The 15,366-nt window shown below is 73.8% G+C and carries 16 protein-coding genes; 5 read left to right on the top strand and 11 right to left on the bottom strand.

What is annotated here, in order from left to right; genetic code table 11:
• Positions 1 to 108: 108 nt before the first annotated feature.
• The 5 genes from D0T12_RS15255 to sigE all read right to left on the bottom strand — a co-directional run bounded on the left by D0T12_RS15255 (position 109) and on the right by sigE (position 4,956).
• Positions 109 to 468 (bottom strand): sec-independent translocase, encoded by a 360-nt coding sequence (locus D0T12_RS15255; protein ID WP_117400210.1) that lies wholly within the window; start codon positions 466 to 468, stop codon positions 109 to 111.
• A 102-nt stretch (positions 469 to 570) separates the two neighbouring features.
• On the bottom strand, positions 571 to 2,322 hold the full coding sequence (locus D0T12_RS15250; RefSeq protein ID WP_117400209.1) for a S1C family serine protease: 1,752 nt from the start codon (positions 2,320 to 2,322) through the stop codon (positions 571 to 573).
• Positions 2,323 to 2,423: 101 nt separating this feature from the next.
• Positions 2,424 to 3,542, bottom strand: a complete 1,119-nt coding sequence (locus D0T12_RS34875; protein WP_147339521.1) for a sigma-E factor regulatory protein RseB domain-containing protein — start codon at positions 3,540 to 3,542, stop codon at positions 2,424 to 2,426.
• Positions 3,539 to 4,198: an anti-sigma factor family protein gene (locus D0T12_RS15245; RefSeq protein WP_117400208.1), complete on the bottom strand. Its 660-nt coding sequence runs from the start codon at positions 4,196 to 4,198 to the stop codon at positions 3,539 to 3,541. The genes D0T12_RS34875 and D0T12_RS15245 overlap by 4 nt, the downstream gene beginning before the upstream one ends.
• Before the next feature lie 62 nt (positions 4,199 to 4,260).
• Positions 4,261 to 4,956 (bottom strand): RNA polymerase sigma factor SigE, encoded by a 696-nt coding sequence (gene sigE, locus D0T12_RS15240; RefSeq protein ID WP_233526073.1) that lies wholly within the window; start codon positions 4,954 to 4,956, stop codon positions 4,261 to 4,263.
• Between the two features lie 251 nt (positions 4,957 to 5,207).
• Here sigE and D0T12_RS15235 point away from each other — a divergent pair, with 251 nt between their 5' ends.
• The gene (locus D0T12_RS15235) at positions 5,208 to 5,813 is read left to right on the top strand and encodes an O-methyltransferase (RefSeq protein ID WP_117400207.1); all 606 of its coding nucleotides are present in this window, start codon (positions 5,208 to 5,210) and stop codon (positions 5,811 to 5,813) included.
• Positions 5,814 to 5,844: 31 nt separating this feature from the next.
• Here D0T12_RS15235 and D0T12_RS15230 read toward each other — a convergent pair whose 3' ends face one another.
• Together D0T12_RS15230 and D0T12_RS15225 are read right to left on the bottom strand one after the other, a co-directional pair.
• Entirely contained in the window at positions 5,845 to 7,305 is a 1,461-nt protein-coding gene (locus D0T12_RS15230; RefSeq protein ID WP_117400206.1) for a leucyl aminopeptidase, read from the bottom strand.
• Positions 7,306 to 7,451: 146 nt separating this feature from the next.
• On the bottom strand, positions 7,452 to 7,619 hold the full coding sequence (locus D0T12_RS15225) for a DUF3117 domain-containing protein (protein ID WP_083946426.1): 168 nt from the start codon (positions 7,617 to 7,619) through the stop codon (positions 7,452 to 7,454).
• A 201-nt stretch (positions 7,620 to 7,820) separates the two neighbouring features.
• Here D0T12_RS15225 and D0T12_RS15220 point away from each other — a divergent pair, with 201 nt between their 5' ends.
• The 3 genes from D0T12_RS15220 (at position 7,821) to D0T12_RS15210 (ending at position 12,084) form a co-directional block, all read left to right on the top strand.
• A complete protein-coding gene (locus D0T12_RS15220) occupies positions 7,821 to 8,606 on the top strand; it encodes an enoyl-CoA hydratase-related protein (RefSeq protein WP_117400205.1) in 786 nt (261 codons plus the stop codon).
• 119 nt (positions 8,607 to 8,725) lie between these two features.
• Positions 8,726 to 9,490, top strand: coding sequence for an ABC transporter ATP-binding protein (locus D0T12_RS15215; protein ID WP_117400204.1), 765 nt, complete (start codon positions 8,726 to 8,728; stop codon positions 9,488 to 9,490).
• Between the two features lie 5 nt (positions 9,491 to 9,495).
• Positions 9,496 to 12,084: an FtsX-like permease family protein gene (locus tag D0T12_RS15210; RefSeq protein WP_117400203.1), complete on the top strand. Its 2,589-nt coding sequence runs from the start codon at positions 9,496 to 9,498 to the stop codon at positions 12,082 to 12,084.
• 25 nt (positions 12,085 to 12,109) lie between these two features.
• Here D0T12_RS15210 and D0T12_RS15205 read toward each other — a convergent pair whose 3' ends face one another.
• The 3 genes from D0T12_RS15205 to D0T12_RS15195 are packed head-to-tail and all read right to left on the bottom strand — an operon-like array spanning position 12,110 to position 13,523.
• A complete protein-coding gene (locus tag D0T12_RS15205) occupies positions 12,110 to 12,685 on the bottom strand; it encodes a DNA-3-methyladenine glycosylase I (protein WP_117400202.1) in 576 nt (191 codons plus the stop codon).
• A gap of 14 nt (positions 12,686 to 12,699) precedes the next feature.
• Positions 12,700 to 13,128 carry an SRPBCC family protein gene (locus tag D0T12_RS15200; protein WP_117400201.1) on the bottom strand — a complete coding sequence of 143 codons (429 nt, stop codon included), beginning with the start codon at positions 13,126 to 13,128 and terminating at the stop codon, positions 12,700 to 12,702.
• Positions 13,125 to 13,523 carry a hypothetical protein gene (locus tag D0T12_RS15195; protein ID WP_117400200.1) on the bottom strand — a complete coding sequence of 133 codons (399 nt, stop codon included), beginning with the start codon at positions 13,521 to 13,523 and terminating at the stop codon, positions 13,125 to 13,127. The genes D0T12_RS15200 and D0T12_RS15195 overlap by 4 nt, the downstream gene beginning before the upstream one ends.
• Positions 13,524 to 13,594: 71 nt before the next feature.
• Here D0T12_RS15195 and D0T12_RS15190 point away from each other — a divergent pair, with 71 nt between their 5' ends.
• Positions 13,595 to 13,912, top strand: a complete 318-nt coding sequence (locus D0T12_RS15190) for a hypothetical protein (RefSeq protein WP_117400199.1) — start codon at positions 13,595 to 13,597, stop codon at positions 13,910 to 13,912.
• Between the two features lie 39 nt (positions 13,913 to 13,951).
• Here the strand turns inward: D0T12_RS15190 and D0T12_RS15185 are convergent, their stop codons facing one another.
• A complete protein-coding gene (locus tag D0T12_RS15185) occupies positions 13,952 to 15,301 on the bottom strand; it encodes an alkaline phosphatase PhoX (RefSeq protein WP_117400198.1) in 1,350 nt (449 codons plus the stop codon).
• Between the last annotated feature and the right edge of the window lie 65 nt (positions 15,302 to 15,366).

Raw genomic sequence — 15,366 nt, 5'->3', positions numbered from 1 at the left:
CTGGTCGAGGAGGCTCGCCTTCGGCTTCGCCTCCTCGACCAGGTAACGCGCTCGCGTGGTGGCCGAATCCCGCTACAACGTCTGCACCCAAGCCCCAGGCCGGGGGTGTCAGGTGGCTTCGGGGTCGAAGGGCGGGCGTTCGCCGTTGGCGAGTTGGGGCTTGGCGTTGGACGTCGTCGTGGCGAAGGACGGCTCGTCGTCGAAGAGGCCGCCCTTGCCGTTCAGGATGTCGTCGTCCTCGAACAGGTGCTTGCGGACGAACGTCTTCGGGTTGAGGTCGGCGATGTCGAAGTCCTTGAACTCCGGGCCGAGCCCCTCCTGAAGGTCCGCCTTGGCCGAGTTGGCCATTTCGCGGAACTGCCGCAGCATCCGGCCCGCCTGCCCGGCGACCTGGGGCAACTTGTCCCCGAAGATGACCAGGGCGAGGACGACGAGGATCGCCATCTCACCGAGTCCGACGTCGAACACTCGTCCTCCACAAGCCGCCGCAGGGGACCGGCCCCGCGATCGGGCCGGTCCCCCCAGCGTATCCCCAGCCCGGATTACCCGGACATGAACATCTCTGCCTGATCAGTCGGAGCCCAGCGTCACCTCGACGGTGCTCTCTTGGGAGCCGCGACGGAACGTCACCTTGACCCGGTCGCCGGGGGCCCGGCTGCGGATCTGCGCGATCAGATCGGTGGCGTCCTCGATCGGCCGGTTGTCGATCGCCGTGATCACGTCGCCGGGCTTCAGTCCCGCCTTGTCGGCCGGGCCGCCCTTGGTCACCGGGTCCTGCCCGTTGATGCCTCTCGGCCTGATGCGGGCGCCGCCGTCCTGGAAGTCCGGATCGGGCAGCACACCGAGCTTGGCCTGCCGCACGGTGCCCGTCCTGATGATCTCCTCGGCGACCCGCTTGCCCTGGTTGATCGGGATCGCGAAGCCGAGGCCGATGCTACCGCTCTGCGGCTGGCCGCCGAGCGTGGCGATGGCGGTATTGATGCCGATCACGCGGCCCCTGGCGTCCACCAGCGGCCCGCCCGAGTTGCCGGGGTTGATCGCCGCGTCGGTCTGGATCGCGTTCAGGTAGGACAGGTCGGAGCCGGCCTCGCCGCCCGTGGGCACGGCGCGGTTCAGGGAGCTGACGATGCCGGTGGTGACCGAACCCTGGAGGCCGAGCGGGGAACCGATCGCGATGACCGGGTCGCCGACGGCGATCTTGCTGGAGTCGCCGAGGGCGAGGGCGGGCAGCGAGTGCTGGCCCTCGGGCTTCAGCACGGCGACGTCCGAGCTCTTGTCGACGCCCTTGACCGACGCGGGCAGCGCCTTCTTGTCGTTGAACACGACCTGGATCTGGCCGCCGCCGGCGCCCTCGACGACGTGGTTGTTGGTGATGACGTAGCCGCCGTTGACGATGAAGCCGGTGCCGCCGACCTCGGACTGCGCGGACCGCACCCGGATCGACACGACGCTCGGCAGCACGCGCTGCGCCACGCCCGCGACCGAGTCCGGCGGGCGGGACTGCACCTCGCCGCCGTTTCCGCCGCCACCGCCGAGGCTCACCGAGCCGCCGTCGTCGCCACCGTCGTCGGTCGCGATGACGCCGACCCCGGCGCCGACCGCGCCCGCCACCAGCGCGACGATCAGCGCGATCACCGCGAACAGCCCCAGGCCGGGGCCGCCGCGCGACGACGACGGGAGCGCGGGGACGGGCGCCCAGTTCGGACCGCCGCCGGGCGGCATCCCGAAACCGCCCATCGGGCGGGGGCCGCCGGGCGGCGGCGGGCCCATCGGCGCGGGCGGCGGGCCCATCGGCGGGCCGCCCGGCGCGGGCGGCGGGCCCTGGTGGGACCGGTGGGGCTCGCGCGCCCAGCCGCCGCCGTACGGCTGCGGGTGCGCGGCCCTCGGGTCCTGGTCGTACGGGACGAATCCGGGCCGATGCCGGTCGCCGGGCGCGTCGGCGATGGGCTTGTCGAGCGGCACGGGCGGCGGCTGCGGCATGTCGCGGGGCGACGCGTCCTGCAACGGCACCTCCCGCGGGCCCATGTCGGCGGCGACGTCGCGGCGGAGCACGTCCTCGCTGGTGTCCGGCGGGTCCCCGAAGGAGTCCGGCGGCGCGAACCCGCCCGCGACCAGCCGGTCGCCGTTCTCGGGCGCCGGGTCGCCGGTGTCGGGCGCGGGGTCGTCCTCCGGGTCGGGCTCGGGGGCGTCCGCCGCCTCGTCCAGGGGGATCTCCTGGTCGGTCACCGTCTCGGGAGGAGCCGCCTCCTGCCGCTCGGGGTCGGAGATGAGATCATCGTCCTCCGTACGAGCCCCGACCGGACCGCGGTTGTCTTCCGTCATCCCATCTCTCCTACCGAGCAGGTCCTCGTCATCGTTGCTCATCGTGCCGGGCACGGCATGTGGCGAGCATAAGACCTCCGCACACCGTGATCACTCGTGGATCAGTCGAAGGGGTTCACCGTGGACAGCAGGCGGCGGGCGCCGCGGGACACGCGCGTGCCGAACGAGGTGGTCTCGTGGGGCAGGCTCGCGGCCACCGTGTCGGCCGTGCCCTGCGGCGCGTCCGTCAGGACCGTGTACACGTAGCCGTCGCCCGCCGACACCGCCCAGCGCCGCAGCGACTCGCGGCGGAACACCGTGCGCCCGTGCCGGACGACCCGCTGCCAGCCGGACATGACGCGCTGGTCGAGGGTGCCGCGCTGCACGAAGACGGAGACGGCGGCGAGGCCGTCGGAGTAGCTGAGGTGGACGGTGTCGCCGACGCTGTCGCGGCGCGCGTCGTGGAGGCTGAGGCGGCCCGGCAGGTCCCGCGGAACGGGCCAGCCCTCGTCGCGGAGCCCGGCGAGTTCGGCACGGTCCAGCCGGTCGTCCCACACGGTCGCGGTTCCGGTGGCGCTCGTCGTCTCGGCGAGGCCGGGCAGTCGCGCGGTGCCGCCGGGCGGGACGCCGCGCGGGGCGCCGAGGCCGTAGGACCCGGGTTCCTTCGCCGGGACGGTATAGCTGATCTCACTGAATCCGGCGGCGACCACGCGGCGGCCGGTGGCGTCGATCAGTTCGCGGCGCAGCATCAGCCCGGTCTCGGCGTCGACCCAGAACCGTCCGGCCGGGCTGCCGTCCTCGCGGCGCGCCTCGACGACGCGGGCGCGCCGGCCGCAGACCGCCGTGTCGGCCGCGCGGATCACCGAGTAGTTGCGGGTCAGGAGGTCGAGGGTCGCCCGGGTGACGGCGGCGGTGTCCTGGACGGTGTGGGCGGGCCAGATGCCGCCGCCCGTTCCGGAGCCGTAGCGGACGCCGTCGCCGGGCGTGTGGGACACCGCGGCGCTGAACGTGCTCGACCGGCTGCGGTTCCACGTCGTGAAGAACCGTCTGCCCTCGTACGGGACGCGGCGGGCGGCGTCGGCGGCGGCGCGGAGCAGGCCCACGGCGCCGGGGTCGCTGCGGGCACGGCGGGTCGCCGCCGGGTCGCCGGACAGCGCCGCGGCGAGGGCGAGCAGCCCCGCAAGCCCGCACACCAGGACGGATCTGCGCCGTCCCGGACGGGTCACGGTCCGCGCGATCACGGTCCCGGGGAGACCTGGACCTGGTTCACCGGGTCGGTGAGCGGGTCGGTCACGGGCGCGTCGCCGGAGGTCAGCGCGTGCTCCACGGCGTGCTTGTCGAACGCCGGGCTGATGGTCGGGGCCTCGTCGCCACCGCCGACGGCGTACGAGGCGGCCCCGAGCCCGAGGAACAGGGTCGCGGCTCCCATGACCAGGTAGCGGCGCCGGGGCTGGACCTGCAACGCGACGGCGCGTCCGGCGGGACGGGTGTCGCGCGGGCGGGCGACGGGCGATGTTCTGAGCGGGCGGGCCGGACGGGCGTGCCGGACGGGCGAGCGCGGCGGCCACGGGGAGTCGGGCGTCGGAGCGGTCCCGAGGGGGCCGCCGGTCGGTTCGGTCGCGACGTCGCCGGACCCGGCGTCGCCGGACGCGGCGGAGGCGGCCGCCGGCATGGAGAGCAGTCTGGAGAGGAAGTCGCTGGACGGGAGGTCGCCGGCGCCCTCGTCGCGGGCCGGCTGCTCCGCCAGCTCCCGCAGCCGCCCCTTGAGCATGCGCAGCGAGGCGACCTCGGACCTGCACCGGTCGCAGCGCGCGAGATGGGCGAGTGCGCGGTCGCGCTCCTCGTGGCCCAGCTCACCGTCGACCAGAGCGGTCAGACGCTCCCCCAGACAACTCACGCGGCCTCCGTCTTTCCGTCCTGTTCGTCCGCGCGGTCCCGTACCGCGCGGTGAGCACAGCCTTACACGCCCTCCGGCCGCGGCATGGCGCCGCCCGCCGCGGCGGTCTCCGCGATCTGGAAATCGTTGCGCGTGCCGGGGCGGCGCCGTGTCGGCGCGCGGTGCTCCAGCGCGGCGCGCAGCTGGGCCCGCCCCCGGTGGATGCGGCTGCGCACGGTGCCGAGCTTGACGCCGAGCGTCGCGGAGATCTCCTCGTAGGACAGGCCCTCGATGTCGCACAGCACCACGGCCGCACGGTACTCGGGGGCCAGCGCGTCGAGCGCGGCCTGGACGTCGGCGTCGAAGTTGCTGTCGTCGAACGCCTGCGCCGGGGTCGGTTCACGTCCCTGGAGGCGTTCGGCCGCGTCGTCGGCGAGCCCCTCGAAGCGGATGCGCTGGCGGCGCCGCGCCATGTCGAGGAACAGGTTCGTGGTGATCCGGTGCAGCCAGCCCTCGAACGTCCCCGGCGTGTAGCTCGACAGGGAACGGAAGACGCGGACGAACACCTCCTGGGTGAGGTCCTCGGCGTCGTGCTGGTTGCCGGTCAGGCGGTACGCGAGCCGGTAGACGCGCCCGGAGTGCTCCCGGACGACCTCGTCCCACGACGGCGGAGCCCATTCGGCCTCGGGGGCGTTCTCGCGGGTGCGCGCGGCGCTTCCCAACCCCTGTCTGGGGCCGACCCCCACAGCGCTTCTGAAACTGAGTGCTGCGACTCCCATGGTGCCGGGCTGTTCCTCTCTCCTGGGCCAAGGACTCACCTTGGAACGGCACGGTCTCGCCTGGGCTGGGGCGGTTCTGGACCGACTCGGTTCTCGTTGGTTCAACCCGCGCATGGCGGGTTCCTTCACCGGTTACAACGCGCTGAAACGCCGGTCGGTTCCCCGTCAGCGATATGGTCTTTCCAGCATGAGCCAGGCGGGGGTCCCGCGAGGAGGCAGCCATCGACGCCGATCAGGCCACTCTGGCCTATGTGGAGGAGTTCCTCCCCGAAGACGAGCCGCTCCTGAACGCCAGGCGCCGTGGCGCCGAGGTCGGCGCGACGCCGATCTCACCGGCGGGCGGCGCGGCGCTGCGTTTTCTCGTGACGCTGATCGGCGCGCGGACGGTCGTGGAGGTCGGCTCCGGCTGCGGCGTCTCCGGGATCTGGCTGATGCGCGGCATGCCGAAGGACGCGGTGCTGACGAGCGTGGACATCGAGCCCGAGCACCAGCGGCTGGCGAAGCAGGCCTACCAGGAGGCGGGTCTCGGGTCCTTCCGCACCCGGATGATCGCCGGGCCCGCGCTGGAGGTGCTGCCGCGGCTCACCGACGGCGCGTACGACATGGTGTTCTGCGACGCGCAGAAACGCGAGTACCCCGAATACCTGGCGGACGCGCTGCGGCTGCTGCGGCCGGGCGGCGTCGTCGCGTTCGACAACGCGCTGTGGGGCGGCCAGGTCGCCAAGGCCGACCGGCGCGACCCGGAGACCGAGGCGATCCGGGAGGTGCACCGGATGGTCCGCGACGACGACAGGCTCGTCCCGCTGCTGGTCCCGGTCGGCGACGGGCTGCTGTGCGCGGTGAAGCGCGACGGCTGAGCCCGCCGGCTGAGCCCGCCGCCCACGGTCGTCAGGCGGTCAGCCAGGACAGCAGGAGGCGGGCGCCGAAGCCGGTCGCGCCGCGGGTGAGCTCGGCGTCGTCGGAGGTGGCGCGGCCGGGCCCGGCGATGTCGAGGTGCGCCCAGGGGCGGTCGCCGACGAACTCGCGCAGGAACAGCGCGGCGGTGATGGCGCCGCCGCCGTAGCCGCCGCGCCCGATGTTGTTGATGTCGGCGACGTCGGAGTCGATCGCCTTCCGGTAGTCCTCGACGAGCGGCAGCCGCCACACCGGCTCGCCCGCCGCGGTACCCGCCTCGGTGAGCGCGCCGGCGACCGCGTCGTCGTTGGCGAACAGCGCCGCGTGCCGCAGGCCCAGCGCGACCTTCGCGGCGCCGGTCAGCGTCGCCACGTCCACGACCACGTCGGGGTCGAGTTCGGCGTCGGCGTAGGCGAGCGCGTCGGCGAGGACGAGCCGTCCCTCGGCGTCGGTGTTCAGCACCTCCGAGGTCTTCCCGCCGTGGTGGACGATGACGTCGCCGGGGCGCATGGACGACCCCGACGGCATGTTCTCCGCCGCGGCGACGAGCCCGGTGACGCGGGCGCGGACGCCGAGGTCGCGCAGCGCGCCCATCACGGCGAGCACGACCGCGCCGCCCGCCATGTCGGTCTTCATCGTCTTCATTCCGTCGTTCGGCTTGAGCGACAGTCCGCCGCTGTCGAACGTGATGCCCTTCCCGACGAGGACGACGTGCCGGTCGGCGGGCCCGTCCGGCCGGTAGGACAGCTCGATCAGCCGGGGCGGGCGGGACGAGCCGCCGCCGACCGCGACGATGCCCCCGAAGCCCCCCTCGACCAACTCCTTCTCGCCCCGCACGCGGACGGTGAGGCCGGAGTCGGCGGCGACGCGCTCGGCCTGGGCGGCGAGCCAGGCCGGGTCCTTCTCCCGGGACGGGGTGTTGGCGAGGTCGCGGGCCAGGGCGGCGGCGCGGGCCCGCGCGGTGCCGAGCTCGATGGCGGGCGCGTCCGCGTCCGGACCGGCCTCGGTGAGGACGGCGAGCGTGCCGAGCGCCTTCCTCGCGGGCGGCGCGCCGATCTTGAACTCGTAGGCGGCGAGCAGGGCGCCCTCGACGAACGCCGCGAGGTCGCCGGCGGGCACGCCCGCGACCAGGGCCGTGCGGCCCCGGCCGCGGCGGGCCAGCGCGGCGCCGGCCTTGCGCAGGTCGGCCGGGGCCGCGTCGCCCACCCCGTACAGCAGCAGCTCCCGCATCCGGTCGCCGACCCGGACCTGGGTGGCGGTGATCTCGCCCGGTTCGCCCTTGGCCCGGTGCAGCTCCAGCAGCTCGTCCAGCGTGAACGGCAGCGAGGCGGCCACCTCGGCCGCGGGCGCGACCGGTCCGGACGACACGGGCACGGCGACGACCTCGGCGCCGAGGTCCGCCGCGGTCTGCGACACGGTGCCGCCCGCGCCGTGAACGCGGGTCTCGATGGGCATGGCGGCGGATCCCCCTGTCGGTCGGCCGGGTCGGCCCGGTCGTTCGGTACGGAAATGGCGGCGGGACGGAATTGGGCGGCGAGAATGGCAAGGGCCCCGGCGAAGTCGCCGGGACCGTCACCAACAAGCGGGAGCGGCGGAGCCGGTCAGCCCACGACGCCCTTGAGGGCCTCGCCGAGTTCCTTGGCCTCGTCGGCGGAGAGCTCGACCACGAGACGGCCACCGCCTTCGAGGGGGACCCGCATGACGATTCCGCGTCCCTCCTTGGTCACTTCGAGCGGACCGTCTCCCGTCCGCGGCTTCATCGCCGCCATGCGTTATCCCCTTCCTGCGTTAGGGCCGCGGCCGCCGCACACCGTTGGCCGCGTGGCCGCGTGTCGCATCCGCGTCATCAGTAGTGGTCCATTATCTCGTCTTCCGGGCGCGAAGTGGTAACGATCAGCCTCCAGAACGGAACCCGGGGGCATGAACGGCAGATGGGAAGATCTCCCAGGAGCCGGAGCGGAAGGAACACGATGACCGAGACCGTGCTGTACGACGTGACCGACGGCGTGGGGACGATCACACTCAACCGCCCGGACGGAATGAACGCGCTGACGGTGCGGATGAAGGAGCTGCTGCGCGCGACGGTGGTGCGGGCGGCGGCCGACCCGGCGGCCCGCGCGGTGATCCTCACGGGCGCGGGCCGGGCGTTCTGCGCCGGTCAGGATCTGCGCGAGCACGCCGACAACCTCGCCGCGGGCAAGGGCCTGGACGGCACCGTCCGCGACCACTACAACCCGATCGTGCTGGCGCTCGCGGGGATGCGCAAGCCGGTGGTGGCGGCGGTGAACGGCGTGGCGGCGGGCGCGGGCGCGTCGCTGGCGTTCGCGTGCGACCTGATCGTCGCGTCCGACCGGGCCCGGTTCGCGACGGCGTTCACCGGGATCGGCCTCGCGCCCGACAGCGGCATGTCGTGGACGTTGCAGCGGCTCGTCGGCCGCGCCAGGGCCGCCGAACTGCTGTTGCTGGGCGAGCCGCTCCCGGCGGAGCGGGCGTTGGAGCTGGGCCTGGTGAACCGGGTGGTGGCGGCGGACGAACTGGCCCCGGCGTCGGTGGAGCTGGCCCGCCGGCTCGCCACCGGGCCGACGTTCGCCTACGGCGCGGTCAAGGCGGCGCTCGACTTCGCGGCGACCCACGACCTGGCCGCCGCCCTCGAACGCGAGGCGGAACTCCAGGACGAGTGCGAGCGAACGGCCGACCACCGAGCCGCCACCGAGGCGTTCCTGAACAAACGACAGCCCACCTTCGAGGGCCGCTAGCGCCCGCGCGTCCGCTCTGCTTCGGGGTTCCACCGTGGCTCGGGTGGGGCCTGCCCCACCCCCGACCGGGGAGTGTGCGCCAGTGTGGTCGGAGGGTCACCGGCGGTTTGCTTGAGAGCATGACGTACTCAACCGCCGTGCCCCCTGCCGCGCTCGCCCACGACCATGTGGCCGTGGCCCGGGACGTCGTGAAGTCGTACGGGTCGGGCGACAACGCGGTGACCGCGCTGCGCGGTGTCTCGGCGACGTTCCCCCGTGGGCGGTTCACGGCGATCATGGGGCCGTCCGGTTCAGGGAAGTCGACGTTCCTGCACTGCATGGCGGGTCTGGACGCGGTGTCGTCCGGGTCGATCCTGATCGGCGACGTGGACATCACCAAGCTGTCCCGGACGGCGTTGACGAAGCTGCGCCGCGACCGGCTCGGGTTCGTGTTCCAGTCGTTCAACCTGCTGCCGATGCTGACCGCCGAGGAGAACATCCGGCTCACCGGCCGGCTCGGGAACCGGCGGGCCGACCGGCGGTGGTTCGACACGATCGTGGACGCGCTGGGCCTGCGGGACCGGCTGGGGCACCGGCCGAGCGAGATGTCGGGCGGGCAGCAGCAGCGGGTCGCGGTGGCGCGGGCGCTGCTGACCCGGCCGGAGGTGCTGTTCGCCGACGAGCCGACCGGGAACCTGGACTCGCGGTCTGGCGCCGAGGTGCTCGGGTTCCTGCGCACCGCCGTGGACGCCTACCGGCAGACGGTGATCATGGTGACGCACGACCCGGCGGCCGCCGCGCACGCCGACCGGGTGCTGTTCCTCGCCGACGGGATGATCGTCCAGGAGCTGCACTCCCCCACCATCGACCAGGTCCACGCCGCCATGCGGCGGATGGGGGGCTAGCCGCCATGTGGCTCATCGCGCGCCGCTCGTTCACCGGCGGCTGGAAGCAGCTCACCGCCACGCTGCTGGCGGCGATGTTCGCGATCGGGTTGATCGCCGGGGCATTGCAGTTCACGTTCCGGGCGCAGAACGCGGTGTCGGGCACCGACGCCAGCGAGTACGCCCGCGCGGACGTTCTGGTGCTGGGCGGCACGACCGACCCCGGCGACGTCTACGACGTCCCGAACGGGCGGGTGCCGATGGACCGGGTCGCGGGACGGCCGGGCGTCGCGGCGGTGGCCGGGGACGCGTCGGTCCCGGTGACCGCCACCGGCGCCGACGGCAAGATCATCCTGCCGCCGGCGGGGGCCGGCACCACGCTGCGGCCCTGGACCCCCGAGCCCCGGCTCAACCCGTACCGCCTGGAGGACGGGCGCGCGCCCGCCGCCGACGGCGAGATCGCCGTCACCCGGCACGTCGCCCGCGCCGGGAAACTCGGCGTCGGCGACCGGCTGCGGACGACGCTGCCGCGACAGACCCGCGACCTGAAGATCGTCGGGATCGTCACCGTGCAGGGGCGTAGCGCCGTCGCGAGCGGCGACCTGCTGCTGGCGCCGCCGGAGACGGTCCGCCAGGCGGCGGCGCTGCCGCCCGGCACGTGGCAGGGCGTGTGGGTCAAGGCCGCCCCGGGCGTCACGGTGACGCGACTCCGCGACGGGTTGCAGCGCGACCTGCGCGGCGAGGACGTCACCGTCCGGTCGGCCGCGACGGTGCGGAACGCGCAGTCGGCCACCCTGGACTCCGCGAGCGTCTCGGTCGGCGGCGCGCTGGGCATGGTGTCGTCCATCTCGGTGTTCGTGGGCCTGTTCGTCGTCGCCAACACGTTCGGCACCCTGGTGCGGCAGCGGACCCGGCGGCTCGCGCTGCTCAGCGCGATCGGCGCGACACCGCGCCAGATCAGGCGGCTGATCCGGCTGGAGGCCCTGGCGCTCGGCGTCGTCGCGTCCCTCGGCGGCGTCCTGGTCGGCTACCCGGTGGCGGCCGTGCTCACCGATCTGTTCGCCAAGGACGGCTTCGACATCTCCGGCGCCGACGCCGACTTCGGCTGGCTCGCGCTGTCGCTGCCCGCCGCCGCCGGGATCCTCGTCACCCAGCTCGCCGCGTGGCGCGCGGCCCGCAGGGCGTCCCGAATCGCGCCGTTGCAGGCCCTGCGGGCCGCGAGCAACGAGTCGGCGGGCCGCCGCTGGCCCCGTTTGCTCGGCGCGCTCTCCGTGTTCGCGCTCGCGGGCATGCTCTACGGCACCGTGTTCGCGATCAGGTACGAGGAGCCGCCGGGCATGGAACGCACCATCGGCGTCAGCGTGGTGATCCTCATGGGGTCCATGACGGCGGTGGCGGGCCTCGCCGTCCTCGCCCCGTTCTTCGTCGGCCCGCTCGGCGGCCTGGTCGGACGGATCGGCACGGCCGTGAGCGGTGAGGCGGGACGGCTCGCCCGCGCCACCATCACCCGCAGCCCGCGTCGCGTGTCGTCGGCCGCGTCCTCCCTCATGCTCGGCGTCGCGCTCGCCTCCGCGACGGCGATGCTCGTCCTGTCGGTGAACGCCCGCTTCGACACGACGGGCAAGCAGGTGATGCTGGCCGAGCACGCGATCGCCGCGACGGACAGGACGGCGGCCGGCCAGGCGCCGCTGCCCCGCGACACCGTCGCCAAGGCCGCCGCCGCGCCCGGCGTGACCCGCGCGATGGCGCTGACCGGCACGTCGGCCCGGCTGGTGTCCCCGCCACCGAAGCCGCCGGAGCCCGGGGAGCCGGCCGAGCCGGTGTTCCTCGACGTGGCGGGCGCCGATCCTGCGGCGTTGCCGTCCGTCCTCGACCTCGGCGGGAACCTGCGGCCGCTGCGTCCCGGGGAGGTCGGCGTCACCTCCACGGTGATGGAGGCGAACGAGTTGAAGAAGGGGCAGCGGGTCGTGGTCCGCGGCGGTCGCGGCAAGGTCACGCTGACCGTCGCCGGGGCCTACCACGACCCGTCCCACCTGTTCGCCGACCAGGCACTGGTGTCCGCGGCCACCATGGAGACCCTGGACCCGGGCGCGGGCACGAGGGCCGTCCTCGTCCGCGGCGGGACGAAGGACGCGCTGGCCCGCGCGGTCGCGGACGTGCCGGGCGCGAAGGTGCTCGACGAGTCCGCCTACATCAGGACGGCGGCGAACGCGATGACCAGCGGCGTCCGGGTGATCTACGGGTTCACCGGGATGGCGCTCGTGCTGGCGCTGTTCGGCATGGCGACGACGGTGTCGATGAGCGTCGCGGAACGGACCCGCGAGTTCGGCCTGCTCGGCGCCGTCGGCGCCACCGCCGCGCAGATCCGCTCGATCGTCCGCTGGGAGGCCGCGACCGTCGTGCTGCTCGGGACGCTCCTCGGGCTCGGCACCGCGCTCGGCACCGGTGTCCTGATGCATGTCGCCACCGGCAGCTCGTTCCTGGCGCCGAACCCGCCCTGGTGGCTGTTCCCCGTGGTCATCGCGGGGGCCGCGGTCGTCACGCTCGGAACGTCCGCGTTCCCGGCCCGGCGCGCCGCCGGCGTGCCCGTCCTGGAGGCCGCGAAGGCCGAGTGAGCCCCCGCCGTGTCCGTCGCGGCGCCTACCGGTAGGCGCCGCGGCGGAAGCAGCCCTTGAGGTGGTCGTCGACGAGGCCGCACGCCTGCATCAGGGCGTAGGCGGTGGTGGGGCCGACGAAGCGGAAACCGTGCTTCTTCAGCTCCTTGGCCAGGGCGGTCGAGCCGTCGGTGTAGGCGGGCATCTCGGCCATGGAGGCGTGGACCGGCGCGTCGGGGTCGGCGTAGCGCCAGGCGGTCTCGGCGAGGCCGCCCGGAAGGTCGAGCGCGGCGCGGGCGTTGGCGATCGTCGCCTCGATCTTGGCGCGGTTGCGGACGATCGAGGCGTCGCCCATCAGCCGCTCGACGTCGCCGGGGCCGAACGCGGCGACCTTCTCCGGGTCGAATCCGGCGAACGCGGCGCGGAACGCCTCGCGTTTGCGGAGGATCGTCAGCCACGACAGCCCGGACTGGAACGCCTCCAGGCAGAGCTTCTCGTACAGGCCCAGGTCGTCGCGGACGGGACGTCCCCACTCGTCGTCGTGGTAGGCGACGTAGTCGGGCGCCGACAGGCCCCAGGGACAGCGGGTCAGGCCGTCCTCACCCGGAATCGCGGTGCTCACCCGCCCGTTCTACCTCACGCCTCCGACAGGGCGGCGAGGCGGCGCAGCCCGAGGCGCATGAACGCCTTCACGACCGGGCCGGCGACGAGCCATCCGGCGCGGCCGAGCGGCCCGAACGGAAGGTCGACGCGCTCGGCCCACACGACGCGGCTGCCGGCCCCCTCGGGGACGACCTTGAACCACGCCTCGCCGCGCACCACACGGCCCGTGTGCCGGACGGCGACCCGGCTCCCCGGCCGCCAGTCGGTGATCAGCATGGTGTCGAGGAACCCGACGGGCCCGACGCCCGTCCACGCCCGCAGTTCCTCGCCGACGTCGCGGCCGCCCTCCGCGCTGGTGAACGGCATCCACTCCGCGTGCCTCGGCCAGTCGGTCAGGACGTCGAAGAGCCGGTCGGGCGGCGCGGCGGACACCGCCTCCGCGTGGACGGCGACGCGGCTCACGACCGGTCCTCCTCGTCCTTGCGGAGCGAGGGCCCGGTGCCGTTCCCGGCCGGGTCGTCCAGGCCGTGGAGGGCGCCGACCGAGCCCGCGCCGTGCCGCAGGTCGTAGAGCTGCTGTTCGAGGACGGCCACGCGGGCGTCGCGCTCGGACAGCGCGTCGGCGACGCGGCGCAGGGCCTCGTCCATGGTCTGCGGCTGGTAGCCCCAGAGCGTGCGCGGAAACCGCATGCGCAGGACGTCCGGCGCCGTGATGGGACGTTCGCCGGTCCCGAGCGGGAGGCGCGGGAAGTCGGGATGGGTGTCGAGCAGTTCCCCACCCCTGCCCATGGCGAGGACGACCACGGCGCCCAGCACGGCCACGCCGGCCAGGACGAGCACCACGACGACCACGATCACGCTCCGATCTGCCTTCGTCCGTCCCCTGTGAAGGACGATTCCCGAACCCAGATCGTGCCACGCTTTGCGGTATGGGGTTGCAACAGCGTGGGGTGCTTTCTCTGGACGCGCCCGTGCCGGACGGTGTCGTCGACGCGGGCACGGCGCCGCCGGTGAGCCGGGTGGAGGCGCTCACGACGGAAGGCAGGGCGGTGCTCGTCACGCTGGAGACGGACGCGCGGGAGCCCGATCCGGGGCTGCTCGCCGCCGCGTCCGTCTACGCGTGGCTGGGTGTGACGCTGTTCCGCGTGCCGGAGGCGCAGGCGGACGGGGTGCGCCAGGTGCTGGACATGGTGGCGTCCATCCAGGGTGTCCGTCCGCCGGCGCTGGCCCGCCGCGGCCTCGCCTGACCGCGATCTCGCCTGACCGCGGTCGGGTTCGAACGGCGACTAGCCGCGCAGGCGGTCCCAGGGGCCGGTGATCGCGAACGTCGCGCCCGGGTCGGACTGCCGGTTGGCGAACAGGATCCTGCCGTCCGGTGAGAACGTGACGCCGGTGAACTCGCTGCCGTTGAGGGCGTTGCGGGCCATCGCGAACGGCTTGTTGTCGCGGGTGGTGCCGACGAGGTACTGCTCGCCGTCGCCGTCCTCGGCGAGGATCACGCCGCCGCCGTACGGGGACACGGTGATGTTGTCCGGGCCGTCGAACCGGCCGCCCGGCTTGAAGATCAGCTGGAGTTCGATCTCGTTGCGGCGCGGGTCGTACGTCCAGACCTGTCCGGCGTGGTCCCCGGCGGAGCCGGCCCCCTTCTCGGCGAAGCTGGCCACGAAGTACGCCTTGCCGTGGCCCCACCAGGCGCCTTCGAGCTTCTGACTCCGGGTGATCTTGTCGAACTGCTTGCGGATGGACGTCTGCTTCGCCGTCGGGTCGGGAACGGCCACCCAGCGGGCGTGCAGCCGGGTCCCGGGCTCGGTGACGAGCGACAGGTCGGGGACGTCCCGCACGTTCAGCGCCTCCAGCCGCCCGCCCGCCAGGTACGAGTGGTAGCCGCCGCGGTGCTCGCGGGGACGGAACCGGTAGAACAGGCCGAACGGCTTGGACGCGTCCTCGGTCAGGTAGGCGATGTTGGTGTGCGGGTCGACGGCGACGGCCTCGTGCGAGAACCGGCCGAGGCCGGTCAGCGGAACGGGCTTGGTGTCCCTGCCGTACGGGTCGACCTCGAAGACCCAGCCGTGGCTCTTGGTCTCCCCGCCGATGCCCTCGGTCTCCTCGCAGGTCAGCCAGGTCCCCCACGGGGTGCGGCCGCCCGCGCAGTTCACGGCCGTCCCGGCGAGGCTGACGTACTGCGAGACCAGGTTCCCGTGGCGGTCGACCTCCAGGGTGGTGGTGCCGCCGTAGGCCGCCGGGTCGTAGGTCAGCTCGGGCGGCGCGACGGCGCGCGTGCCGCCGTTGCCCTGCTCGTGGTTGCGCACCAGCAGGGTGTTGCCGCGCCGACCACTGGCCTTGCCGTTGTCCTTTCCGGGACGGTTCGCGGGGAACGTCGCGGTGCCGTCGTGGGCGCCGGGGACGACGACGCCGTCGGTGATGGGGTCGCCCTCCACCGACAGCGTCTTGTACGAGAAGCCCTTGGGCAGGTCCAGGACGCCCTTGGGGTCGGGGATCAGCGGGCCGTAGCCGTACGCCTCACCGGTGTCGGCGCCCGCGGAGGTCTGGAAGATTCCGTCCAGGCTTCCGGCGAGGGCGATGGACAGCGCGCCGGCCGCGCCGCCCTTGACGACTCCGCGACGGGTCACGGTCATGGGCACTCCTTCACGTGAGGGGATCACGCGGGAGCCTGGTCGCCGCCCCTGAACCGGCGGTGAAC

This window comes from Actinomadura spongiicola (assembly GCF_003432485.1).
GTDB classification, from domain to species: domain Bacteria; phylum Actinomycetota; class Actinomycetes; order Streptosporangiales; family Streptosporangiaceae; genus Spirillospora; species Spirillospora spongiicola.
Note: the sequence above shows the minus strand (reverse complement) of the source record. Positions and strands in the feature narration are given on the sequence as shown.

Coding starts and splice junctions, on each gene's coding strand:
- D0T12_RS15250 (WP_117400209.1), bottom strand. CDS start 2,322: ATGACGGAAGACAACCGCGGTCCGGTCGGGGCTCGTACGGAGGACGAT.
- sigE (WP_233526073.1), bottom strand. CDS start 4,956: ATGGGAGTCGCAGCACTCAGTTTCAGAAGCGCTGTGGGGGTCGGCCCC.
- D0T12_RS15230 (WP_117400206.1), bottom strand. CDS start 7,305: ATGCCCATCGAGACCCGCGTTCACGGCGCGGGCGGCACCGTGTCGCAG.
- D0T12_RS15225 (WP_083946426.1), bottom strand. CDS start 7,619: ATGGCGGCGATGAAGCCGCGGACGGGAGACGGTCCGCTCGAAGTGACC.
- D0T12_RS15220 (WP_117400205.1), top strand. CDS start 7,821: ATGACCGAGACCGTGCTGTACGACGTGACCGACGGCGTGGGGACGATC.
- D0T12_RS15215 (WP_117400204.1), top strand. CDS start 8,726: ATGACGTACTCAACCGCCGTGCCCCCTGCCGCGCTCGCCCACGACCAT.
- D0T12_RS15210 (WP_117400203.1), top strand. CDS start 9,496: ATGTGGCTCATCGCGCGCCGCTCGTTCACCGGCGGCTGGAAGCAGCTC.
- D0T12_RS15190 (WP_117400199.1), top strand. CDS start 13,595: ATGGGGTTGCAACAGCGTGGGGTGCTTTCTCTGGACGCGCCCGTGCCG.
- D0T12_RS15185 (WP_117400198.1), bottom strand. CDS start 15,301: ATGACCGTGACCCGTCGCGGAGTCGTCAAGGGCGGCGCGGCCGGCGCG.